Annotated in this window: 18 protein-coding genes; 7 read left to right on the top strand and 11 right to left on the bottom strand. The window is 61.1% G+C overall.

Going from position 1 to position 23,498, the window contains the following annotated elements; all coding sequences use genetic code 11:
* The first annotated feature begins 25 nt into the window (after nucleotides 1-25).
* The 4 genes from AC1RLU_RS22580 (at nucleotide 26) to AC1RLU_RS22565 (ending at nucleotide 4,747) form a co-directional block, all read left to right on the top strand.
* Nucleotides 26-844: an ABC transporter permease gene (locus AC1RLU_RS22580; protein ID WP_492798350.1), complete on the top strand. Its 819-nt coding sequence runs from the start codon at nucleotides 26-28 to the stop codon at nucleotides 842-844.
* Nucleotides 831-2,369: an ABC transporter ATP-binding protein gene (locus AC1RLU_RS22575; RefSeq protein ID WP_492798348.1), complete on the top strand. Its 1,539-nt coding sequence runs from the start codon at nucleotides 831-833 to the stop codon at nucleotides 2,367-2,369. The genes AC1RLU_RS22580 and AC1RLU_RS22575 overlap by 14 nt, the downstream gene beginning before the upstream one ends.
* A gap of 4 nt (nucleotides 2,370-2,373) precedes the next feature.
* Nucleotides 2,374-3,330, top strand: coding sequence for a sulfotransferase domain-containing protein (locus AC1RLU_RS22570; protein WP_492798346.1), 957 nt, complete (start codon nucleotides 2,374-2,376; stop codon nucleotides 3,328-3,330).
* A gap of 142 nt (nucleotides 3,331-3,472) precedes the next feature.
* A complete protein-coding gene (locus tag AC1RLU_RS22565) occupies nucleotides 3,473-4,747 on the top strand; it encodes a glycosyltransferase (RefSeq protein ID WP_492798344.1) in 1,275 nt (424 codons plus the stop codon).
* Nucleotides 4,748-4,842: 95 nt separating this feature from the next.
* On the opposite strand, the gene AC1RLU_RS22560 is transcribed toward AC1RLU_RS22565, so the two are convergent.
* The 7 genes from AC1RLU_RS22560 to wecB form a co-directional block, all read right to left on the bottom strand.
* Nucleotides 4,843-6,021: an N-acetyl sugar amidotransferase gene (locus AC1RLU_RS22560; protein ID WP_492798342.1), complete on the bottom strand. Its 1,179-nt coding sequence runs from the start codon at nucleotides 6,019-6,021 to the stop codon at nucleotides 4,843-4,845.
* A 44-nt stretch (nucleotides 6,022-6,065) separates the two neighbouring features.
* A complete protein-coding gene (locus AC1RLU_RS22555; protein ID WP_492798340.1) occupies nucleotides 6,066-6,824 on the bottom strand; it encodes an AglZ/HisF2 family acetamidino modification protein in 759 nt (252 codons plus the stop codon).
* 45 nt (nucleotides 6,825-6,869) lie between these two features.
* Nucleotides 6,870-7,478, bottom strand: a complete 609-nt coding sequence (gene hisH, locus AC1RLU_RS22550) for an imidazole glycerol phosphate synthase subunit HisH (RefSeq protein ID WP_492798339.1) — start codon at nucleotides 7,476-7,478, stop codon at nucleotides 6,870-6,872.
* Nucleotides 7,479-7,546: 68 nt separating this feature from the next.
* Nucleotides 7,547-9,619 carry a glycosyltransferase gene (locus tag AC1RLU_RS22545; RefSeq protein WP_492798338.1) on the bottom strand — a complete coding sequence of 691 codons (2,073 nt, stop codon included), beginning with the start codon at nucleotides 9,617-9,619 and terminating at the stop codon, nucleotides 7,547-7,549.
* 147 nt (nucleotides 9,620-9,766) lie between these two features.
* Nucleotides 9,767-11,635, bottom strand: coding sequence for a sulfate adenylyltransferase subunit CysN (cysN, locus tag AC1RLU_RS22540; RefSeq protein WP_492798336.1), 1,869 nt, complete (start codon nucleotides 11,633-11,635; stop codon nucleotides 9,767-9,769).
* Nucleotides 11,635-12,531: a sulfate adenylyltransferase subunit CysD gene (gene cysD, locus AC1RLU_RS22535; protein ID WP_492798334.1), complete on the bottom strand. Its 897-nt coding sequence runs from the start codon at nucleotides 12,529-12,531 to the stop codon at nucleotides 11,635-11,637. The genes cysN and cysD overlap by 1 nt, the downstream gene beginning before the upstream one ends.
* A 54-nt stretch (nucleotides 12,532-12,585) precedes the next feature.
* A complete protein-coding gene (gene wecB, locus AC1RLU_RS22530) occupies nucleotides 12,586-13,632 on the bottom strand; it encodes a non-hydrolyzing UDP-N-acetylglucosamine 2-epimerase (protein ID WP_492798332.1) in 1,047 nt (348 codons plus the stop codon).
* Nucleotides 13,633-13,906: 274 nt separating this feature from the next.
* On the opposite strand from wecB, the gene AC1RLU_RS22525 reads away from it, so the two are divergent.
* The 3 genes from AC1RLU_RS22525 to AC1RLU_RS22515 all read left to right on the top strand — a co-directional run bounded on the left by AC1RLU_RS22525 (nucleotide 13,907) and on the right by AC1RLU_RS22515 (nucleotide 19,250).
* Entirely contained in the window at nucleotides 13,907-15,982 is a 2,076-nt protein-coding gene (locus tag AC1RLU_RS22525; RefSeq protein ID WP_492798330.1) for a glycosyltransferase family protein, read from the top strand.
* Nucleotides 15,983-16,649: 667 nt separating this feature from the next.
* Complete coding sequence (locus tag AC1RLU_RS22520) at nucleotides 16,650-17,834, top strand: N-acetyl sugar amidotransferase (RefSeq protein ID WP_492798328.1); 1,185 nt, start codon at nucleotides 16,650-16,652, stop codon at nucleotides 17,832-17,834.
* A gap of 39 nt (nucleotides 17,835-17,873) precedes the next feature.
* A complete protein-coding gene (locus AC1RLU_RS22515) occupies nucleotides 17,874-19,250 on the top strand; it encodes a glycosyltransferase (protein ID WP_492798326.1) in 1,377 nt (458 codons plus the stop codon).
* On the opposite strand, the gene AC1RLU_RS22510 is transcribed toward AC1RLU_RS22515, so the two are convergent.
* From AC1RLU_RS22510 to AC1RLU_RS22495, 4 genes are all read right to left on the bottom strand, one after another.
* The gene (locus tag AC1RLU_RS22510) at nucleotides 19,247-20,353 is read right to left on the bottom strand and encodes a glycosyltransferase family 4 protein (protein WP_492798324.1); all 1,107 of its coding nucleotides are present in this window, start codon (nucleotides 20,351-20,353) and stop codon (nucleotides 19,247-19,249) included. The genes AC1RLU_RS22515 and AC1RLU_RS22510 overlap by 4 nt on opposite strands.
* Before the next feature lie 276 nt (nucleotides 20,354-20,629).
* Nucleotides 20,630-21,739, bottom strand: coding sequence for a glycosyltransferase (locus AC1RLU_RS22505; RefSeq protein ID WP_492798323.1), 1,110 nt, complete (start codon nucleotides 21,737-21,739; stop codon nucleotides 20,630-20,632).
* Complete coding sequence (locus tag AC1RLU_RS22500; RefSeq protein WP_492798321.1) at nucleotides 21,736-22,893, bottom strand: DegT/DnrJ/EryC1/StrS family aminotransferase; 1,158 nt, start codon at nucleotides 22,891-22,893, stop codon at nucleotides 21,736-21,738. Before AC1RLU_RS22500 ends, AC1RLU_RS22505 begins: the two co-directional genes overlap by 4 nt.
* Nucleotides 22,893-23,495: an acyltransferase gene (locus tag AC1RLU_RS22495; protein ID WP_280140818.1), complete on the bottom strand. Its 603-nt coding sequence runs from the start codon at nucleotides 23,493-23,495 to the stop codon at nucleotides 22,893-22,895. Before AC1RLU_RS22495 ends, AC1RLU_RS22500 begins: the two co-directional genes overlap by 1 nt.
* Nucleotides 23,496-23,498 lie beyond the last annotated feature (3 nt).

Here is a 23,498-nt window from a genome sequence, read left to right as displayed (position 1 = left end):
TTTTGCGCTACAGAGTTCTAGTTACATGCCCTCCTCGTCAGACATGGCCGCTTTTTTTGTCGCTCCTTTTCATGCGATATGGCGCCATCGGATCATTCTTTGGCGGACCTCGCTCGCGGAGATTCGGAATCTCTACGCAGGGTCGTTTCTGGGAACCGCATGGGCTGTTGTCGGGCAGCTTCTCATGCTGGGTATTTACGCATTAACCTATGTCGTGATTTTGAGGATTCGTCCGAGCGATATCACGACCTACGAGTATATTCTCTACGTATTTTGCGGGTTGACATCGTTCATGCCCTTCTCTGGCGCGCTCACGGGCGGAACTTTGTCGCTGGTTTCAAACCGAAATGTATTGCTGAATACTGTTTTTCCGGCCGAATTGATTCCTTTGCGCAGTGTAATCGTGGCGAGCATCGGGATGCCGGTCGGTGTAATAATACTTATTATTAGCGATGCTGTTCTGGGAAGTTTAACTTGGACAACACTGCTTATTCCATTGGTAATGATTCTTCAGTTGATGTTTGTGACAGGGCTGGTTTGGGTGCTGTCTCTTTTGGCTCTGGTATTTAGAGATATACAGCACATTATTTACTACGGCATAATGATGTTGATGGTCATTACGCCAATTGCGTATACGCCGTCGATGATTCCGCCCGGGCTCGGAATCCTGATTTACATGAATCCGTTGTCATATTTCGTTATTTGTTTCCAATATTTGATCGTTCTGAACATGATCCCGCCGCTAGCTCTCGTTGCTGCGATGGTTTTTCTAAGCATCTCGGTGTTTGTCCTCGGGTACGCTGTTTGTCGTCGGGCCAAGGCTTCGTTCTATGATTATGCATGACAGCGGAGCCCCGCCGGAAGTCGTCGAGGGCAAGAACGATGTTGCGATCGCTTTCGAGGCCGTGTCCAAAAGCTATCGCTTGTATCATCGCCCCCATTATCGCCTGTTGGACCAGCTCGGGCTTCTCTCTTGGTTCAAGCCAAAAAACGAACAGCCATACCATCTGTTCCATGCCTTGAAGGATGTCACATTCACTCTCCGGCATGGCGAGCGCATCGGTCTGATCGGGCGGAATGGGGCAGGCAAGACGACGCTGCTCAAGCTTATTACGGATAACTATCAGCCTTCCAGCGGGAAGGTGTTGGTGAACGGCACGATCCAGGCGCTCATGCAGCTGGGTATCGGATTTCATCCCGAATTCTCCGGATACGAGAATATCAAGGCCGCACTGTCGTATAACGGCTTGACCGGAGTGGACCTCAAGGCTGCTCTTGAGGACGTGGTTGATTTTGTCGAGCTGGGAGAGTTTCTCCACCAGCCGATGAAGACATACTCGTTGGGCATGAACGCGCGTGTGCAGTTTGCTGCGGCGACCGCGATTCGCCCGGATATCGTCCTGATCGATGAAATCCTTGGCGCCGGCGATTCATATTTTGCCGCCAAAAGTGCCATGAGAATGGACAAGCTGGCTAAATCCGGAAGCACCGTCGTTCTGGTCTCCCACTCCTGGCAGCAAATTCAGCAGTACTGTCAGCGCGTCATATGGCTGCGGGATGGCCGAATCTTCATGGACGGCCTGCCTCATGAAGTGCTTGCCGCCTACGAGGTTCATATCGCAGAGGAGACGGCCAAAAGTCGCCTGCCCGCGCGAACAGAGGCCAGTGAAGGCCGAGGTGATGCCGGCTCGACCACCGAGCAGGCTGAAAGCGCGGAGGCCGAGGGCGCTGCCGACGAGTCGCAGCCCCTGCCCGAAGCCAGTGAAGGTATGGATTACGCGAATGTGGCTTGGGTCGCAGATCGTATCCGGGAACACGAGGGCGTTACTGCTACGGAGGAGTTTCAGGACCGCCTCAGTGACGGACATCGTGTCTTTCGCATTCCCGGCGTGGCCGGACTGCGCTTTGCTTATGTATCGGTGATCTCGGAAGGGCGGCGGGTCCTTTCGCTCCGAACCGGTGCGCAGGCCATGATCGAGTTCGATATTCGAGCTGACCGAGCCGATGATTTCGTCTGCTCATACTGGATTCATTTCTTTGGGCTCGATGGACGGCGCGTGTGCCGCATCGAGAGCGTGCCGGATAAGTTTTCTGCCAAAAGAGGCGATCTGCGCCGGGTACGTGTTGATCTGACGCCGCTTCTCATCGGAGCGGGGGAGTACCTGTTGTCTTTCAGCGTATTCGATCTGTCGGAGTCTGGGTCGGCGGCCGACACGTTGAATTCCAGGTTTGAGATGCTCGCTAGGAGCTATCAGCTGAAGATCGTACAGGAAAATGACTCTGACCCTCCTATCATTCATTACCCTGGGCTATGGACGATGGGCGATGATCGTTCAAAGATTGCTTCTGTGATCAGAAGTGGAGTTTAGTTCAATGACGGAGGCTTCAAGCGGCCGCGTGCGTGGCTTGGTCAATGTTGCGCATAAGTTCTTCGGGGCTTATAAGACCCACGAACTTCTGCAGGGAATGTCCGACCGTTCTACGGATGAACTGCGGCAGCTATCTTCAGTCGGCGAGCGCTTGCTGTCCATCGCAGAAGCCCGCGCCGCCGAAAAAGCAAGCGGAGTGATAAAGCTGAAGAGCCCTTTGTTCCGGGCTCCTTCATCGCTGGATTTGTATCCGCCCCAGCATAATGTATTCGATTTTCAAGATGGAAAGTTTGTTATTTTCGGCCTCCAGAAAGCTGGTAATACTTGGCTTCTGGCATTGCTTTCGGATATATTTGAGCTTCCTCCATATTTCAATGTGCACGACCAGCGGCAGCGCGAAGGCCGCGGTGTCGTTAGCACTCATGACCCCTTGAGCGTGACAATTGCTGCTCGCTCGGATTTCGTTCATGGGGTTTGCTTGATTCGCGACCTGCGTGATATCGTTGTTTCCTATTTTCACTATATGCAGACGGACAGTTTCCAAAGCGATGTTCCGTCTGCAAAATATGGTGACATCGAAACCTTTTACTACGACTGGTTTCTGGCTAGAATGGTTCCGGCGCATTCTTACCATACATACTGGGACGATTACGCATCACATGGTGTTCCGGTACTCCGGTATGAACGATTGGTCGCGGATCCTCGCAAGGAACTCGTCCGCCTATTCGAGCGCTGGGGCCAACCCTTCGACGCCGCGCGCGTTGCGAGCGCGATCGAGCGCAACAGCTTCGAGAAGCTGAAGGAGAAGGGCCGCATGATCGGGGATACCGCGATCGGGTCCAGCCATTTTAGACGCGGCAAAGCTGGAAGCTATAAGGATGAGCTACCGAAAGCGATTCTGGATGATATCAATCGACGTTTCGGTGCGGTGCTGCTTCGCTGGGGATATCCCATCGAGTGAGACGTTTTTAGGGGGCGCTTCTGAAGGAGTGGGAACGTCGCGTGGCCTAGGGCGCCCCGATCATAAGCCGCAGTACCTGCCACTAGACCGCGAGCGATCTGAAGCTGATCGTGCGAACCCTTTCTACCGAAGCTGAGGTGTTATGGTCGCGAGCCTCACGCAGGGAGAGCTGACGTCGGGCCGCTGTGTCTGGATCATCTCCTATACTCCCGTCTCGGACGAGCCGCGATTGCTGCGGCAGGCTTGGAGCTACCGCAAATGGGGCTGGAATGTCGTCATCGCGGGTTATGAGGGGGCCTCTGAACGGCCAGCGGACTGGCATTATCTGCGCCTAGATGATTCTTGGTCACGCACGCCTCGTGCAGGCCGCGTCGCGTTGCGAGGCCAGCGTCTGCTCGGCCGCGTCCTCTACCGTGACTTCCGCGGCGTTCCCGCACTGGCGCAGTGGGGCGCGCGTCTCGCTTGCGATGCTCAACCGCATTGGCGCCGGCATCGCCGGGAGATATTACAGGCTGCTCGGGCCAACCCGCGGCTGAGGCCGGATCTCGTGATCGCGCATGATCCGCCGACTTGCGCGGCCGCTCAGTTTTTGGCCGATTGGGCGCAGGCGCCATGGATGATCGACGCGCACGAATATGGTCGCGGCCAATATGCGCATGATCCAGACTGGCTGGCGGATCGGCGCTGGCAGGCGATAGCCCTACAGGACTACTATTTCCGCCGTGCCAATGCCGTGTCGACCGTGTGTGACGGCATCGCGCAGCTGCTCGACGTCGAGGAGGTGATGCAGCGGCCGGCGACGGTGATCCGCTCGGTCCCATTCGCGCAGCCGCAACCATTCCGGCCCTGCGGCGACCGCATCGTCGTCCTCTATCACGGAATACTTTCGGGCGATCGCGGGCTCGAAGAGGTTGTCCGCTCCCTGCCAATGTGGCGGCCCGAATTCTCTCTCTTGATCCGCGGCGGTGGCGAAGCTTCGGTAGTCGAGCGCTTGTGGGGGATCGCCGCGGAGTTGGGAGTTGCCGAGAGGCTCAAGATCGAGCCGCCTGTCCCGTTCAATCGGATCGTTCCGGCAGCCAATTGCGCCGATATCGGCTATTTCGTACAGGGCGATTTCTCGCCGCAGAAGCGGTTCACGCTGCCGAACAAGTTCTTCGAGTATGTGATGGCGGGCCTGTGCTTGAGTGTGGCTGACCTGCCGGAGATGGCGGCGCTGGTCCGCAGGTACGGTTTGGGCTCGCTGGTGCCTAGCACCGATCCGGTGGTCATAGCGACCGCGATCAACGCCCTCACGCGGCCCCGGATCGATGCGGCCAAGCATGCGGCGATCTTGGCAGCGAGCGAGCTAACCTGGGAGCACGAGCAGGAGCGGTTGCTTGCGCTGACTGAGACGCTGTTGCACGAAGGCCGCCGCTAAGACGAGCCCTCGCAGCGGCAATCCTCGTCCACCGGGGCGGCTCGCGGTTACTTGATATTCTAGATGGTGGCGGCCAGGCTGGGCTGCCGTCCGGCCTAGCGGTTGGAGAGAAGGCGGCCGATCCGGTTGCGGGCGCCGCGGAACAGCGCTTCGCCCTTGTAATAGAGCCTGGCTTTATCTTGGTTGTGCTTGTAGTCGAGATAGTGCTTCGGCGGGGCATGGACGAGTTCATCCAGCTCTTCGACCGTGATGCCGAGCTTCTTAGCGACGAAGGATTTATCTTCGGCGATCTCGTTCTCGGTGTAGAGCGGCTTCTCGAGTTCCGTCAGCGCCTCGGAACGGGTTATCTCACCAGCCACGACAAGGCTGGCCAGATGGGCTTTGCGCTTGTCGTAACCGAATTTCACCGGAAGATAATAGGCTTGGAAGAACCGCGTCCAGCGCGACTCGTAATGCTTGCCTCCGTAGTAGCGCCAGCCATAGTTTTTTTCGAGATAATCAATTGCCTCGGTCTTGTTATAATGAATAAGATTCAGCGGGCGAAGAACCGTCATGTCTTTGATGTTGTTGTAGTAGAAGTGAAATTGGTAGAAATTGACCAGCGGGAATGTGTTCAGCTTCGCCTCGCCGAAACGCGAATGAATGTCGTCGACCTGGCGGATATCCATCGGGTCGTAGCCCCAGGACACCGGCAGCACGCTCTCGGTCGCATAGTTCGAGCCGCTGATGACGTATTTGATGCCGTTCTTGACCGCGAAATTGTAGAGCGCCGCAAAGAAGGCATGATCTTGCGGTGAATCTTGGTTGGCTACATGCGAACGCAGGAAGGCCAGCTGGAGATCCCGCATTTCTTCCCAGTCGACCACATGTGTCACGAGGTCGAGCCCAGTCTTGCTTATTATCTGCTCGATGTTTTTGACGGCGAGTTCGGAGTTCCAGCCGCCATCGACGTGGACCGCGAGCGGACGAAGGCCCCATTCCTTGACTTTGCAGGCGAGATAGGAGCTGTCGACACCGCCGCTGAGGCCGATGATAGAGTCGTAAGGCTTGCCTTTTCCGAACTCCTGCACCTCCTTGACCATCTTCTCGAGCAGCGGTTTGCCGCGCTCGTCCGGAAACCAGTAATGTTTCAGCTGGTTTTCGAAGTAATGGCAGTGGTTGCAGACGCCGTCCGCATCGAACATGATTTCATGGTCGGTGGTGTCCATGCAGCATCGTGTGCAAATCTGATACGGCCGCTCATGCTGATAGGCAACGCTCTTATAGGGGATCATTCTGGGAACTCCGAACGGGTAGCAGATGGTGTCTCCGGCCTCTGCTATGGCAAGCGCTGCTTCAGATCGCGGCGCTCAGGGTAGTTGATCAGCACAGCGCGATGGACGCCCTTGTAGACGAACATGCTGCCGGCGGCGACCGCCGAGGCACCGCCCTGCGCGACGCCGGCGGCAAGGTCGTCGAGCGATCCAGCGCCGCCGCAGGCGATGACCGGGATCGAGCAGCGCGACGAGACTGCTTTGACCAGGGCGGTATCGTAGCCGCCCATGACGCCATCGCGGTCTATGGCATTGACCAGGATCTCGCCAACGCCGAGGCGCTCGAAATTGGCGATCTGATCAGGCAGCGATACCGAGCGCTTCTTGCCACCGGAATGGGTATATAGCTCATAACGTCCAAGCAGGGTCTTCTTGACGTCGAGGCAGCCGACCACGGCCTGCGCACCATAGACGCGAGAGGCCTCGGCAAGGACGCTAGGGTGGTCGAAGGCCGCAGTGTTGAAGATCACCTTCTCGAAGCCGAGCGAGAGGATTCGCTGGACCTGTTCGAAGGTCGTGATACCGCCGCCATAGGCCATCGGCATGAAGGCCTCGCCGGCGATCTGCTCCAGCATATTGAAATCGGGACCGCGGCCGGCGGGCGTGGCAGAGATGTCGATGAAGGCGAGCTCGTCGACTTCCTTTTCATTGAAAATGCGCACGCTGTTGATGGGGTCGCCGATATAGCGTGGGTCCTTGAACTTCACGGTCTTGTAGAGACCGCTGTTGCGCAGCAGCAGAACGGGAATTACGCGCGTCTTCATCGAGGTTCCTGACGGACTGGTCTGGAGGCCGGGGAAAGCAGGGGCTTACGAGTTGGCGAAGGCCTTCAGCACGGCCAACCCGTGACGCAGCGATTTCTCGGGGTGGAACTGGACGCCGGTGATATTCTCGTGATTGACGACGCAGGCATAGGGGAAGCCATACTCCGCGACCGCTAATACACGCTCCTGGTCGGCGACGTCGAAGTAATAGGAATGGACGAAATAGAAACGGCTTTCCTCGTCCAGCTCCGCAAAGAGCGGTGACGGCCGGCGCGGTAAGATCGTGTTCCACCCCATATTGGGCACACGCAGGTCGGGTTGGACGGGAAAGCGGCGGCAGACCATATCGATCCAGCCTAGCCCCTGCGCGCCGTCGGCCTCTTCGCTGGAGTGCCCTAGCAGCTGCGCGCCGACGCAGATTCCTAGGATCGGCCGCTTGGCCTCAAGCGCGAACCACTGCAGCGTGTCATAGAACGCGGCTGCCCGTAGCTCAGTCGCGCAATGGCCGAAATTGCCGACGCCCGGCAGGATAAGCTTGTCTGCGTCGCGGATTTCTGCCGGATCGGAGGAAAGGCGGACATCAGCGCCGGCCTTGCGCAACATGCGCTCGACTGACTGCAGGTTTCCTACGCCGTAGTTGGCGATCACGATCATCGGTCGACCCTTTGCTGCCCTACAGCCTTATAAAACAATGACGTGAAACACCATGCTTCCGCGCGGGCCTATCGCGCGACGCCGCGATAGGCTTGCAGCAGCTGTGTCCGCTCCGCCTCCCAGTTCAACTCCTGGCTGGCAGCGATGGAGGCGCGCTTGAAGGCATCGATCCCCTCACGGTCAAAATGGTTGATCGCAGCGGCGATGCCCTCGGGCGAGTGCTGCTTGATCAGATAGCCATTGTGGTAGTGGTTCACAACTCTGCCAACTTCAGTCAAATCCGTTATGCAAACGGCTAATCCTGCCATAATGTACTCGAAGATCTTGTTTGGAAGAGCGAATTGAATCTGCGGTGAATATGACGTGTAGCTGAAGAAGCCGATATCCGATTCATTGGCCTTCTCGACGATCTTCTCGAACGAGACGGGAGGAACGATCGATACACGGTCTTGCAGGCCAAGCTCTTCGATCTGTTGGTGCAGCGCGGCAACATAGTCCGGATGCCCCGACCCGCGCAGCAACAGCCTGAACTCTGGTCGCCAAAGCGGGACGGATGCGATTGCGATATGGATGTCGCGCGGCTTGGAGAGATCGCCATGGTAAAGAACGGTGATCTGTTCCGGGGTCTTCTTGAACGGCTGGGTATTCTTGAAGGGAACGTTCCGGATGACGATCGGGGGAGTCTTCAGCGGGGTTTCCTTGGCGAGCAGATCGGCGATGCCCTTGCAGACCACGGTCGTGACATCGCTATGGCGCAGATAGGCGTCCTGTATGGCGATGATGGTCGGGCGTTGCCATTTGACCCATTCGGGATCGTTCGAATACTGCTCGCGGGCGTACTCATGCACATCGATCGAGAAAGCCGCGCCGTAATGCTTGGCAATCGCATAGCCGATGTCGCTGGTGTGGTAGTCGTGCGCTATCACGAGGTCGGCGCGCAGCTCGGGATGGGCCTTCGCGAGATGGAGCAATGTCAGGCGGATATGCAGCCAGAGCGGCGTGGATGCATGTGCGACATGGGCAAGCAAACGCGTCAGTGGCGTGTGGTCACCGTACCGTAATGCCAGCCTCGCCCAGCGACCTGAGCGCACCAGGATTTGCGTGAGGGCACCGGAGAAAGGATAGGATTGCGGCAGCCTGACGAAAGTCCATTCTGGCGGCCGTGGCGAATGGCCGTCGAACCCGCATACAATCACCTGCCAGCCATCAGAGAGCAGGGCTTCGCATTGGCGCAGCACGCGAGGTTCGTTCGAAACGCCGGTATACGAGATGATCCACGCGCGCTTGCCGTTCGTGACGGCGCTGGTGGCAGTCGGCTCGACCAACTCGGGTTGAAGAACTGTGTCCTCTTCCTTTCTGGAGTCGTACAGCAAGCCGCGCAAGCCGGCCCGGTTGCTCAGGAGGAGTACGCCGACGGGAAGAGTTATTCCGCATGTGAGGATCAGTGCTGCCGACGCAAACGCTAGCCAGACCGGCACGGCCTGGACCGTTCCCGCAATGAACAGGCCCGTGATCCAAACGATGTGGGCGGCTGCGACGATGAAGACCAGCGAGGCGTTTCGCCAGAGCCTGCCCGCAGACGCGCCGAAACGCCGGAAGAAGAGGCCGTAGACGAGCGCCAGAGAAAACGCGTAACCGGCGATCGCCAGTGCGCGATCTGGGCCGATTGGTGTCGCGATGCAGACCATGGTGAAGGCCAGAACGATGCCAAGTGTTTCCATCGGCCGGCGGGCGCGCAGAAACCAGGCCCCGAGCAAAAGGGCGCCGGTCGTTGCCACAAGCACGACGACGAAAAGGCGCGTCACGATTACGATCCCGCCAGCCGCATAAACCACGGCGAGCCATAGCGCTGCGGCGAGAAACGCGATCAAAGCTGAATTGATGGCCGCTTGTCGGGGACTGCCGTTGATGACCCGTTGCAGTCGGCCCGGCACACCTAGGTAGATTGCGAACAGCGAGAGCTGGAAGGTGAGGGCGAGTATAGCGTCAGCCCGTAGATCCTCGGTCAGGGAGGTTCCGGCCTCTATGGAAGCAGCTTCCCTGAGCCAGTGCAGCAGGACGGGGGTAATGGCGAGCGTCATCACATAGGCGATCAAGCCCAGCGCGGCCAGGAGGATGAGGGTGGAGATTCGAGTCGCCATGGCTGTCGCCCGTTGAGTCAGTGAGAGCGTGGTGAACGGCCGCAATCGCTTGCGCAAGGGCTATGTCGCAGGGATGACAAGCCCTCACGCTCTGTCCCGGAAAATGCGCTCGGAAACAGTCTCTTGCCGTTCGGCAGCAGCGCCATGTCAGCGCATTAACCCATGATCGGAAAGATAGCTCATGATCTGTTCGGCGATTGCATCGACTGTATTCGTGACGGTGTCTAGTCGGATCTCGGGAGCCTCCGGCGCTTCATAGGGGCTGTCCAGGCCGGTGAAATTGGCAAGCTGGCCCGACTGTGCCTTCGCATAGAGGCCCTTGGGATCGCGGGTAATGCAGGTCTCCAGCGGCGTGTCGACGAAGATTTCGACGAACTCGTCCGCGTCGAGCAATTCGCGAACCATCCGCCGTTCGGCTCTGAATGGGGAGATGAACGAGCAGAGCACGATAAGACCGGCATCGACGAACAGGCGGGCGACCTCGCCGATGCGACGGATGTTCTCGACACGGTCCTGCGTAGTGAAGCCGAGATCCTTGTTGAGGCCGTGCCGGAGATTGTCGCCGTCGAGCATGTAGGTATGGCGACCGGCTGCGTAGAGTCGCTTTTCCAGAGCCTTGGCGATCGTCGATTTGCCTGAGCCGGACAGTCCGGTGAACCAAAGCACGATCGGCTTCTGCCCGAGCGAGGCGGCGTGTGCCGCCTTGTCGATAGCGAGTTCCTCGCGCCGGATGTTCATGGCGCGGCGCAACGGGAAGTCGATCATTCCAGCGCCGACGGTGGCGAGGCTGAAGCGATCGACGATGATGAATGAGCCCATCGTACGGTTCTGCGCATAGGGATCGAACGCAATCGCGCGGGCGCTCGCCAGTGTGCACATGCCGATGTCGTTAAGCTCAAGATGAGTCGCCGCCAGATGGCTCAAGCTGTTGACGTCGACGCGATGCTTGATCGCCATGACACTAACCGGCGTCCACTGCGTGCCGGTGCGCATCAGGTAGGAGCGGCTCGGGAGAAGGGGTTCATCGCCCATCCAGACGATGTGAGCCGCGAACTGGTCCGCCACATGCGCCGGCTCCTCCGCGGACATCAGCACGTCGCCACGCGCAATGTCGATCTCGCGGTCGAGCACGATCGTCACGGCCTCTTCGGCGACCGCTTCGGATTGGTCCCCGTCGGCGGTGACGATCCGCGCCACGATGGCGCTGGTGCCCGAAGGAGCGACGGCGATGCGATCGCCGGTCGCGATCCGGCCGGCGGCTACGGTGCCAGAGAAGCCGCGGAAATCGGCATCGGGGCGGTTGACCCATTGCACCGGGAAGCGAAACGCTGGCCCGGTTACCGCCTCGACGTCGGTTTCGGCCTCCTCGAGACAGGCTAGCAAGGTCTGGCCTTGGAACCAGGGCATCCGGGCCGAGCGCTGCGTGACATTGTCGCCATGGCGCGCCGAGAGCGGTATGGCAGTGATCGTCTCAAAAGACAGTGTCGCGGCAAAGGCGCGGTAGTCGTCCACGATCGCGGCGAAGCGATGCGGATCGAAGTCGATCAGGTCCATCTTGTTGACCGCCAGCACGATGTGCCGGATGCCGAGGAGCGAGCAGATGTAGGAGTGCCGCCGTGTCTGCATCAGCACACCCGTGCGCGCATCCACCAGTAGAACGGCCAGATCGGCTGTGGAGGCGCCCGTCGCCATATTGCGGGTGTACTGCTCGTGGCCGGGGGTGTCGGCGACGATGAAGGAGCGGCGCTGCGTGCGGAAGAACCGGTAGGCGACGTCGATGGTGATGCCTTGCTGGCGCTCCGCCTCGAGACCATCCATCAGAAGAGCCAGGTCGACCTCTTCGCCGACCGTGCCATAGACGCGACTGTCGCGCCGTAAGGCTGACATCTGGTCTTCGAAGATCGATGCCGTCTCATGCAATAGCCGGCCGATCAGGGTGGATTTGCCGTCGTCTACTGAGCCGCAGGTCAGGAAGCGCAGCAGGCCCTGGGGGGCCACAGAGGCGGTGGACGCCATCAGAAATAGCCCTCGCGCTTCTTCTTTTCCATGGAGGCGCTCTCGTCGCTGTCGATCAGCCTGCCCTGGCGTTCGGATGTGCGCGCCGCTCGCATTTCGGCGATGATCTCTGGCAAGGTCGTAGCCTCGGATTCGATCGCTCCGGAGAGCGGGTAGCAGCCGAGGGTCCGAAACCGGACCGAGCGCATCTCGACAGTTTCACCCGGTGCAAGCTCGAGACGGTCGTCATCGACCATGATCCAGGTGCCGTTGCGCTTCACCACCGCTCGCTTCTGGGCGAAGTAAAGCGGCACGACCGGGATGTCTTGATCGAGAATGTAGTCCCAGACGTCGTATTCGGTCCAGTTCGACAGCGGGAACACCCGCAGCGACGTGTCGGGGCGCAATTTGGTGTTGTAGAGCGACCAGAGTTCGGGACGCTGCTGGCGCGGATCCCAGCCATGGTGCTCGTCACGGAACGAGAAGATGCGTTCCTTCGCCCGGCTGCGTTCTTCGTCGCGCCGCGCCCCGCCGAATGCCGCGTCGTAGCCGCCGACATCGAGAGCCTGCTTGAGGCCCTCTGTCTTCATCACCTGCGTGTGGAGCGACGATCCAGAGCGGATCGGATCGATGCCGCGCGCGATGCCGTCTTGATTGACGTGCACGATGAGATCGACCCCGAGCCGGCGCGCGGTCTCGTCGCGAAAGGCGATCATGTCGCGGAATTTCCAGGTTGTGTCGACATGGAGAAGCGGGAAGGGTAACTTCCCGGGAAAGAATGCCTTGCGCGCGATGTGCAGCATCACGCTGGAATCCTTGCCTATCGAATACAGCATCACTGGTTTGCGGCATTCTGCCACGACCTCGCGCATGATCGCGATGGCTTCGGCTTCGAGGCGCTTCAGATGCGGAAGCAAGTCAGGGAAACTCCATGCATTGGGCGCGCTGGCCGAGTGGCGGCACGCCGCCGGCTAGCCGAAGCGCTGCTCTAGCAGTTGCGCGACCTTGAGGCTCGCGTCACCGTTGCCGTAATCGGGGATTTTGCGCCGCTCGGCGTAGGTGTCGGTCGTCCACAGCCGATTCCAGCCCGCCTCGACGGTTTCCACCCATTCGGTTTCCTGGCGCAGCGTGACGCACGGCACCCGGTGGAAATACGCCTCCTTCTGCAGGCCTCCCGAATCGGTGAAGATTCCCGCCGCGTTATTGGCAAGGCGGGCCATGTCGATATAGCCGACTGGCGCTATAATGCGGATGCCTTGCGGCTCCAGGCCGAGGCGCTCGAGAATTTTGCGCGTGCGCGGGTGGAGCGGCATGATGATCGGCAGGCGCGCGGCCTGTTCGGTCAGCCAGGCGAAGACGCGTTGCAACTGGTCCGGATCGTCGGTGTTTTCAGCGCGATGAAGCGTTGCGAGCGCATACTGGCCCGGCTGCAATCCCAACTCTTCCAGGACCCGCGATTCGGCTTCAGCACGCGCGGTCGCCTGTAGGGTCGCATCGTACATCACGTCGCCAATCATGTGGACGTTCTCGGTGATGCCTTCCCTTGCCAGGTTGGCCACGGCGATTTGCGTGGGGCATAGCAGCATGTCGCTGGCATGATCGGCGAGGACCCGGTTGATCTCCTCCGGCATCTGACGGTTGAAGGAGCGCAACCCGGCTTCAACATGGACGACGGGGATATGAAGCTTCGCTGCGGCGAGCGCGCCGGCGATCGTCGAGTTGGTGTCGCCATAAACAAGAACGGCGTTCGGCTTCTCCTTCAGCAGCGCGGCCTCGATGCCCTCGAGCATGCGCCCGGTCATGGCGCCGTGGCCGAGGCTGCTGATTTCCAGATTATAGGCCGGCTTTTCCAGTCGCAGCTCGGAAAAGAAGACGTCCGACATCAGCGCGTCGAAATGCTGCCCGGTATGGACGATGATCTCCCGTAACGTGGTATGCGCCGCGATCGCAGCGGCTACTGGCGCAGCCTTGATGAACTGCGGTCTGGCGCCAACAATGGTTACGATCGTCCGCGTCACTGGTACCTCTGCATGGTGGGAAAGAGCAGCAGCGCTATTTAAGTTTCGCGCTATAGTCAATTCGAGTGCCTGCGGTCCCCGCCGCAGGCAGCAGAAGGCTAATGTTCCCTTCGAGTTGCCGTCATGCCCTCGCGTTCTGCCGGTACGGGTGCTTGAAATTTGCAGGCCGCTCGGTTAGCTGGGCGGCGCGGATCATGCCGCGTGCCCCTGTGCGGGCGGTCGTTCTGCGCCCACATTATGGGAGGCGACCCCGCGACGGATCGAAAGTTGCCGGATGACTGTCGCGAAACTGCGGATATTGATTGCCCTGTGCCTGCTCGTCGGGATTGGATTGATCGCTTATCCGGCTGCTGCCTGGCTTCATTCCGGGCTGATCGCTTGGATGCGCGACCCGATCGTCAATGCCCAGCTTGGTCGCTTTGCGCCGCTTTGGGGAGGCGTTGCGCCGGCCGCCAGCAATCTCGGTTTCTATCTGCCGTTTCCGATAGCGTTTTTCATCGCCTGCGTTGCTCTCAAGGGCCAGCTGCGCAACCTGATGGCGGATGGGATCGGCGCGGCCGTGCGTGGTGCCGTCTTGGTGGCGGTCGCAGCCTGCTTCCTCTGGATCGGTCTGCTCTTCGCTTTTTCGCTGCTTGCGTCGCTCGACCGCCTTTTCGTCGCCACGCTTTTCATTGCGACGCTGGGGCTGCTGGTCTGTGTGCGGCTGGGGCTTGGTCTTGTGCGCCCGTCTGGCTGGACCGTCATCGGCGGTATCGGCGCGGTCTTCGCAGTAAGTTACGGCGTTCCGGCGGAGCACGCCGCTTTGAGGTCGGCTGTCGCGGTCGTGATGGCACTTTCCATGCTGGTCAGCTTTTCGGTGCTGGGCGGGGCGCTGGCCCGGCGCGGTTCCGCGGCGACCATCGAGTTGATCATCTGTGTCGTCGCTGGCCTTGTGCTATTCGTCGCCGGTTCTTTCTTTCTCGGCGCGCTCGCGGCCGTGCCGCGCGGCCTGCTGCTGGCCTCGCTCGTGGTGGCCGTTGTCCTTGGCCTGGCTCCGATCCTGTTCGAGGCCCTGTTCGATCGCCGCGCGGGCAACCCGGCATTCTACCACCCCAGTCAGTCAATCCAGCCCGGGGCATGGGCTGAGCTCCAGCGGCCGTCTGCCGCAGCCGACAAGAGCGACGCCGTATGGATCGTGCAACGCGGCGAGGGGAGCCTTGCGCGTTTGCATTTCCTTGCAGGCGCTCTCGCGGATGCCGGCCGTTCGGTAGTCGTCTGCGTTCCGGCTGTCCTTGCTGGCCAGGTAAAACAAGGTCCTTGGGCGGTTGTGACCTTGCCTCGGATCGTTCCGCTGCGCCTACGCGCGACGGCACTGCTCGCTCTGCTGCGTACCGCCGCGCGGCTCCTGCCGTTTGTCGGCGAGGCGAAGTCCCGTCGATTCGCCTATGATCGTCGTTCCCAGGTCTTCCACGATAAGACGAGCTTGCGGCGTTTCGCGTCCGACCACCAGGAGCTGCGTCCGGCTGTCGTGATTTGCGTGGATTGGGAAGGTGGGCCGGTGGCCGAGGCTCTCGCCCGGAGTGCCGCCGCTAAGCTAGCCTATGACGTTTCCGAGTACGAGCCGGATCAGTATTTCAACGACGCGCGCTGGGTTGCGAGCGAAGCATCAGTGGCGGCGACGGTGGCCGCGGCCACTCAGAAGGCCTCGACATTGACGATCGTTGCTGCCGAAGCCCTGCGTTCGCGCGTTCGCGAGCGCAACCCTGCTGGCGGTGAGGTTCTGGTGGTTCGCACGGCTCCTCCCATGACCATGGCGCCTGCTTTCAGGCCGATCGATGGGCGCATCCATTTGCTTTATAGCGGCGATATCGTCGGAACCCTCGGAATCGAGATGCTCGTCGATGCGATGGCGGCTGTCCGAGGGCGTTATCGGCTGACCCTCAGCGGGCAAGCCGATCACGGCTTCCTGGGTGATCTGAAGCGGAGGATCGCCAAGCTCGGCCTCGATGAAGATGTCGCGATAGACCTGATCGACGCGCCGGGCCATGAGCGGGCCGGGGTCGTTGCCGATGCGGGGATCGTGCTCTGGTCGCTCGATACGCCGAAGGTCGCCTATTCCGTCCCGGAGCAGCTTTACGAGCATGTTCAGGCCGGACGCGCCGTTTTCCTTGTCGGTTCGGGCGAGGCGGCTGATCTCGTCCGGGAGACGAAGATCGGCTATGTGATCGGTGGCCGCGAGGCCGCCGACATTGGCGCAGCGCTGGATTCGGCCGGCGCCAGCGAGATTAACGCTTGCAAGCTTGCGGCTGTCGATGCAGCAGCCGAGATGAATCGAATGCATGGCGGGCACAAGCTCGCGGCTTCGCTCTGAGCGAGGCTGCCCGGCTGGCGGGTGAGGCTGCCGACTGGGTGCAGGGTATTCCGCAGCCGATGATATTCCCCATCCCCAAGGGGGCAGGGGCAGGAACCGGCCTATCCGAATGCTGTCTAAGGCAAACTCACGGCCGAACGGGGCAGGCGAAGATCGGTGAGGCCGGATGACGAGGTCGCTGATCTCGGCTCTTGTTCCTATGCGCCCGGTCCGACGGCTCGAGCCTGCTGTTGCTGGCTGCGGTCCATAGGGCGGGGGGGCGCGGCTTTCCGACGCGGAACTGGGCAAAGAGGGGTAGACTTTGCCCGTCACGTTCTGGACCGGCTTTTTAGGCCGCGCAGATCGAGCTGAGGCCCGAATAGCGCGGTCGGCCGGAATTCACGATGGGCGTCCTTCGCGCAATCGGCTCAAGTGAAGACGAGTTGACGAGGTCGCGAACGATCAATTCGCGGGCCCGATATCGCATTCTCCTGTTGATTCGAGAAAAAATCGCAAGCTCGGCCATCTTGCTGGCAAATGCACACCCTTCTTCTGACGCTTAGAATTCGCTTGAGCAGCTCTAGCCTGAGGTTTAGATGGTCATCATGGCTTGAAATAGCCATGCGGGACTCCCCGGTGGTCGCTCTCCGAATGCCGGGTTTGTCTGTACCTTCTTTCGGAATGCTTGATGGCGATCATTACTAAAGCTTGGGATCCCGCGGGGCGAGAACGCCAGTACCAGATGTGCCGGCGCTGCGTGATGGATACGACCGATCCGGAGATCACTTTCGACGCCGACGGAGTCTGCAGCCATTGTCGGCGCTTCGAGGTCGAGATGAAGCCGCATTGGAAGCCGACGCCGGAGGGCGCGCATGAGCTTGAGCAGATCATCGCCCGGATCAAGGCCGAGGGGCAGGGCAAGCGCTACGACTGCGTCATTGGATTATCCGGCGGAGTCGACTCCTCCTATCTCGCCGTCAAAGTCGTCGAATGGGGATTGCGACCGCTCGTGGTCCATGTCGATGCCGGCTGGAACTCGGAGCTGGCAGTCAAGAATATCGAACAGATCGTGACGAAGCTCGGTCTCGACCTGGTAACCTGCGTCGTCGACTGGGAAGATATGAAGGAACTGCATCTGTCCTTCCTTAGCGCCGGTCTCGCCAATCAGGACGTGCCTCAGGACCACGCCTTCTTCGCTGCTCTTTACAAGTACGCCACCGATGCCGGCATCCGCCATGTCATCAGCGGGGCAAACTACGCCACGGAAGGCGTTCTGCCTCAATCCTGGGGCTACGACGCGATGGACGCGACGCATGTCCGCTCCGTGCATCGGAAATTTGGGACGCGGCCGCTGAAGAATTTTCCGATCATTTCATTCTATCAGTATTATTTCTACTTTCCTAAGATCAAAAATATGGAGGTCATCGCGCCGTTGAACTATATGCCTTATGAAAAGGCGATCGCAGTCGAATATCTTGAGAATAATTTTGGTTGGCGCTATTATGGCGGGAAGCATTACGAGTCGCGTTGGACGCGCTTCTTCCAGGCGCATTACTTGCCGACGAAGTTCGGATACGACAAGCGCAAGGCGCATCTGTCGAGCTTGATCGTCTCCGGGCAGCTCAGCCGGGACGAGGCCCTGAAAGAGTTAGAAGGGCCGCTCTACTCCGACAACGAGCTTGCCGATGACAAGGCGTTCGTCGCGAAGAAGCTCGGCATCGACGTTGCTCAGCTCGAGCGGTTTATTGCCGAGAAGCCGCATCATTATACCGAGTTCCCTACCAATGCCCAGCAGGTGAAATGGGGGTTGCGCGCCATGCGATGGACCCGTCTTCCCGGGCTGGTGATCAGGAAGCTCCTGCGGAAGCACTGACACACGGCGCTGGCACAGCCTGTGCCGGAATTGACGTATTTGACTGCCAAGTTCGACGAAGCGGCGCGGTCGAAACTATACTCGATAGCTCATTTTCCTTTGATGGGAGTTTCCTTGAAGGCGGACGAACCTGGCCCTGGGCAGCATTCGCCTTGCATCGGCATCCTCTCGCTTTCGGCTGTTCCCGATGATCCGCGCGTAAGGCGACAGGGCGACCTTTTTGCGAGCCAAGGCTGGCGGGTGCGGGTATTCGGTCTCGGCGGCGCCAGTTCAGCCGCGCCCGAATGGCCGTATTTCGCTCTGCCCGATGCTGAAGCTGACGGTCAGCAGACGCAGGAGGGAGCGGCTGTTAAGAATGGATTTACACGATGGGGCCGCAGCCGCATGGCTCGCAGGTTACGCAAGCTGCGTCATGCCTGCCAGACCGCGCTCGATCCGCGGCATGCCCAAGCTGCCTACTGGGCGCTCGATCGCCGTTTCGCCGCGCTGCGTGACCTAGCTGGCCAGCACAAGGTGGACATCTGGCTGGCCAACGACTGGCAGATGCTGCCGATCGCGCGTCAACTCGCGGAGCAGCAGGGCGTTTCTTTCGCTTACGATACGCATGAGCTTGCGGTGCACGAATATGCACATCGCTGGCTCTGGTCCTTATTCCAGCGCCCGCTCATCGCTGCCGTCGAACGCGAAGGCATCGCCAGGGCGGTATTGGTCAGCTGCGTCTCACCTGGCATCGCCGACTTCCTCCAGTCCCACTACGGGTTGTCGAAGCGTCCGACGGTGGTGAGGAACATGCCGAGCTATGAGGCGCATCCGCTGCGCTCCTGCTGTGAGACGATTGAGGTCCTCTATCACGGGGTCGTGTCCCCGGGGCGAGGTCTTGAAGTTTGTATCGAGAGCGTCGCGAGCTGGCGGCCGGAGTTCCGGCTGACGATTCGTGGCCCCGCGAGCGCGAGCTATCGCGCGGAGCTGCTCGGGCGAGCGAAAGACGTCGGCGTGGAGGAGCGCATCGTGTTCGCTCCACCGGTGCCCATGCTCGGCCTCGTCAAAGAGGCGGCGCGGTTCGACATTGGGCTGTTCGCTCTGCCCGATCATTCGAGGCAGAATGTTCTCGCGCTGCCGAATAAGTTCTTCGAATATATGATGGCTGGTCTGGCGCTCTGCGTCTCGGACCTTCCGGAGATGTCTGCACTTCTGCGGCAGTACGACCTCGGCCGCTCGATCCCGGCGGTGACACCTGCTGCAGTTGCGGCAGCGATCAACGGCTTCAATCGAGCCGACGTCGAGCATCACAAGGCGCAGGCACTGGAAGCGGCCAGGACGCTGAACTGGGAAACCGAGGGCGGGCGCTATTTTGCCGCTGTCGCAGAGGTGTTGCGCGAAAGCCAGGGCTTGGTCTGGCGGCATAGCGGCGGCTAGGTCCGCAGTAGCTGGTCGACCAGGCTGAGCAGCTTCAAGCCCTCCTTCTCAAAGTTGAATGACCGCGCCCCGGCCAGGCTGGCCTGCTTGCAGCGGTCGATGAGCTCTGGCGTGAGAGCGGCCAGCTGCGCTGCGATCGCCGCCGGCGTGTCCTCTTCCAAGGCTAGCCCGCCGCCCACCCGCTCCAAGAGCGCGCGGACCTCCGGCAAGTCGCTGCTGATCACCATCAGCCCCGCCTGCATGTACTCGAAGATCTTGTTGGGCATGGCGAAACGCGCATGCGTCGTGCTGTTCGATAGAAGGAAGATGCCGATATCGGCCTGCGCGGCGGTCGAGATGAGCTGATCGGGGGGGACCGGCGGCTCGATGGCGATACGCTCCCCGAGCGGACCGGCGAGATTATGCAGATGCTGGTCGAAGCCGCCCTGGGCCGGTCCCCGGATCACCAGGCGGAATTCCTCTGGCCAGGAGGCGACGCTTTCGATCAGCGTCTCAAGGCCGCGACGCGGCACGACGGCGCCATGATAAAGCACGGTGACAGGGCGGGCCGTGGGGCGGAATGCCGTGGCCTGCCACGCCGGCGTATTCGAGACGACGGTCGGCCGCGCCAGGCCGTAGCGCTGCGCGAGCGCATCGGCGATGCCGTCACTGACCGTGGCGACCGCATCGGCCTCGCGGATATAGCGGTCTTCGATTCGGACGACATGCTGCCGGGCGAGAACCCGCCAGCGCCAGCTATCCGTGAACTCCTCCGAGGCGAATTCGTGGCTGTCATAGATGATGCGGGCACGGCACGCCTGCTTGGCCGCGTAGGCGATTGGCAATGCGCGCCAGTCGTTGGCGATGACGAGGTCGGGCTTGAAGCGGAGCAGGTCGCTGCGCGTCGTCAGCCTGCTCGGAGAAAGCCAGTAGAGGAGATCCGCGCTCGCCGGCAGGAGCGTGGCCGGCGCCTGCCGAAGCACCATGCCGAGACGCACCCGTGTATCGCTGCCTGGGCCGGGGATGACACTGACGGGGGCAGGGGGAGTGGCTGGCAGGGGAGCTTGCGCGAAGATACGGACGTCGTAGCCGGCGCCGACGAGCAGCGCCGCATGGCGCAGCACGCGCGAATCGTGCTGCAGGGGCGAAACGCAGACAAGCGCGATCCGTGTCATGGCGCTGCGCGCTCCTGGTCAGGAGCGGGTGCCGACGTGGGAGCGAGGACAGTCATGGTGGGGCGGCCGTTCTCTCGGTCCACTGTTTCGCCGTTCTTTGGCAATGTCGGTTGGCGCTATCAGTTCCGGAGCGCAATGCAAATCCTGATCTGCAAGGTATCCGTGCAAGTCTGACGATATCCGGAAAATCCAAATCGATCAGGCAGTCGATGTCGCGTCCGTGATTTACTTCGAACGGGTCTGCGAGGTGACCGAGCGCAAAATGCGATCGATCTCCTGCGCACGTTGATTCCAGCTGGCTTCGCGTGTGACGTAATTCACGCCGTTCTGCCCTAACGTTCGGGCTCGCTCCGGCGCCTCGGTAAGCGCTTTTACGGCCGACGAGATCGCGGGGGCAGCCGCTGGTGGCACGATCAGCCCGGCATCGGCGCTTTTGACGAGGTCGGCCTGGAACGGCAGGTCGCTGGCAATGACGGGAACCCCGCAAGCCATGGCCTCGAACAGTTTCAGGGGAGCCACGCCCGAAGCGGAGCGGCCATCCTGGTTCTCGATGACGCAAAGCGATGCCAGGGCTCCGCGCAGGATGGCTGGAACGGCGTCGTAAGGCTGCCGGCCCAGCCAAAGCAGCCGTCGGTCGGAGAGCGCCTGTTCGACCTTGTCGCGCTCGATGCCGTCGCCGACGATGACCAGCCGCAGATCGGCCGGCCAGTCCGGTTCTTTCAGGGCGGCGAGCATCGTGTCGATCCCGTGCCAGGCGACGAGGCCGCCGACAAAGACCACATAGCGGCCTTCGACCGGGCTGGGCGCGCCCTCCGGCTTGAACAGATCGGTATTGGCGCCGTTCGAAACCAGGCTGACGCGGTTGTGGCCGGCAAAGCTCCTGGCCCAATCGACGAGCCCGGGCGTTACGGCAAGCAGATGCGCAGCGCGTCGATATTGCGCGCGGTAAAGCCAGGAGAAGAGCGGGGATAAAGGCTTCAGCGAGGGATAGGTCACGCCGATATCCGCGGCCGTGCCGTTGATCTCGTGAACCACGGGAATATTGCGCCAGCCTGCCCAGAGCGTCAGCGGCAGCGCCATGAAGTGCGAGCGGATGAAGACGGCGTCGAATTCCGGCAGGCGTTTGCCGAGCGCGGCCTGTGTGCGCCCATAACCGAAGAGGCGACTCAGAAACGAAGAGCGCGTGCTCGCGCCGCCGCTGCTCGTCGCAAACAGCTCCACCTGCCAGCCGCAGCCCTCAAGCCCGGCGATGATCTCGTCGATATGGGTTTGCGAAGCCTGACCCGGCCGCGGCGTCTCGAGCGAGAGATAAGCCAGCCGCAGGGGCCGGCTCATGCCACCGCAGCCGCCGGTGCAGCCAAGGCCTCGAGAACCTGCGCGATGATGTAATCCTGCGTCGCCTCGTCGAGATAGGGGTGCATCGGCAGCGCGACGACCTCCTGCGCGGCGCGCTCCGAGATCGGCAGGCCGTTTCCGGCGACGGGATAGTGCTTGTAGGCGGTCTGCTGGTGCAGCGGCTTCGGGTAGTAGACCGTGGTCGGCACGCCCTTGGCCTTGAGCGCCGCCTGGAAGGCGTCGCGGCGGTCGGCGGCGACGCGGATGGTGTACTGGGCCCAGGTCGAGACGCAATCCGTCATGACATGAGGCGTCACCACGACGTCCTTGAGCGCAGCGGTGTAGCGCTGGGCCACGACCTGCCGCTTCTCGAGCTCCTCGGCATAGACCTTGAGCTTCTCGATCAGCACGGCCGCCTGGATGGTGTCGAGCCGCGAGTTCACGCCGACGCGGACATTGTCGTATTTGTACGAACCCTTGCCGTGGAAGCGCAGCGACATCAGCAGCGCGGCATGCTCGTCATTGTCGGTTAGGATCGCGCCGCCATCGCCATAGCAGCCGAGCGGCTTGGCCGGGAAGAAGCTCGTCGTGGCGAAATCGCCGATCGCGCCGGCCACGCGGCCCTTGTAGCGTGCGCCGTACCCCTGAGCCGAATCCGAGATCAGGACGAGGCCGTTCTGCTTGCAGAAGGCCTCGATCGGCTCGTAGTCGCAAGCCTGGCCGAAAAGATCGACGCTGATTAGGGCGCGCGGGTTGAGCTTGTGCTGCTTCGCGGTTTCGAGTGCGGCACTGAGGCTCTTCGGGTCGATATTGTAGGTGGCTTCGTCGATCTCGGCGAAGACCGGGGTCGCGCCCATCCAGGCGACGACCTCGGCGGTCGCGGCGAAGGTGAAGCTCGGGCAGATCACCGCGTCGCCGGGGCCGATGCCGAGCGCTTCGAGCACCAGGATCAGCGCATCCGTGCCGTTGGCGACGCCGATCGCGTGCTTGGCCCCGCAGAAGGCGGCAAGCTCGGTCTCGAACTGCTGGACCTGCTGGCCGAGAATGTAGTTGCCGTCATGGACGACCTTGAGGATCGCCTCGTCCATGGCCTTGCCGATGTGCTGGCGCTGGGCCTTGAGATCGATGAACTCGATCGTGGGACGTTCGCTCATCAGGCCATCTCCTCCAGATGCTCCGGGCCGGCTTCCCGGTAGCGGACTCCGGTCAGCGGGCAGGTCAGGTCCGGGCCGAGTTTCTCGCCCGCCTTGCTCATCCAGCCGATCCGGCGCGCCGGCACGCCGGCCATCAGAGCATAATCCGGCACGTCCTTCGTCACCACTGCGCCGGCAGCGATGAAGCAATACGCGCCGAGCGTATGTCCGCAGACGATGGTCGCGTTCGCCCCGATGCTCGCGCCGCGCTTCACCAGCGTGCGGCGGAACTCGGCCTTGCGGTTCATGAAGGCGCGCGGGTTGTTGACGTTGGTGAAGACGCAGGAGGGGCCGCAGAACACGTCCGCTTCCAGCTCGACGCCGTCATAGAGCGCGACATTGTTCTGGATCTTGCAGCCGTCGCCGATCGTGACCCGCGGCCCGGCCATCACGTTCTGGCCGAGCACGCAATCCTTGCCGATCGTGGTCTGGCCGAGGACATGGACGAAATGCCAGATCCGGGTGCCGCTGCCCAGCGTCGCGCCTTCGTCGACATAGGCGCTTTCATGGATGAGTGCGCCGGGGAAGCGCGGGTCTTCCCGCATCTGCGACGCGCCGGCCATGGC

Source organism: Allobosea sp. GW822-FHT05A11 (assembly GCF_058800455.1).
The sequence above is the reverse complement of the archived record's forward strand: the minus strand, read 5'-3'. Positions and strand labels throughout refer to the sequence as shown.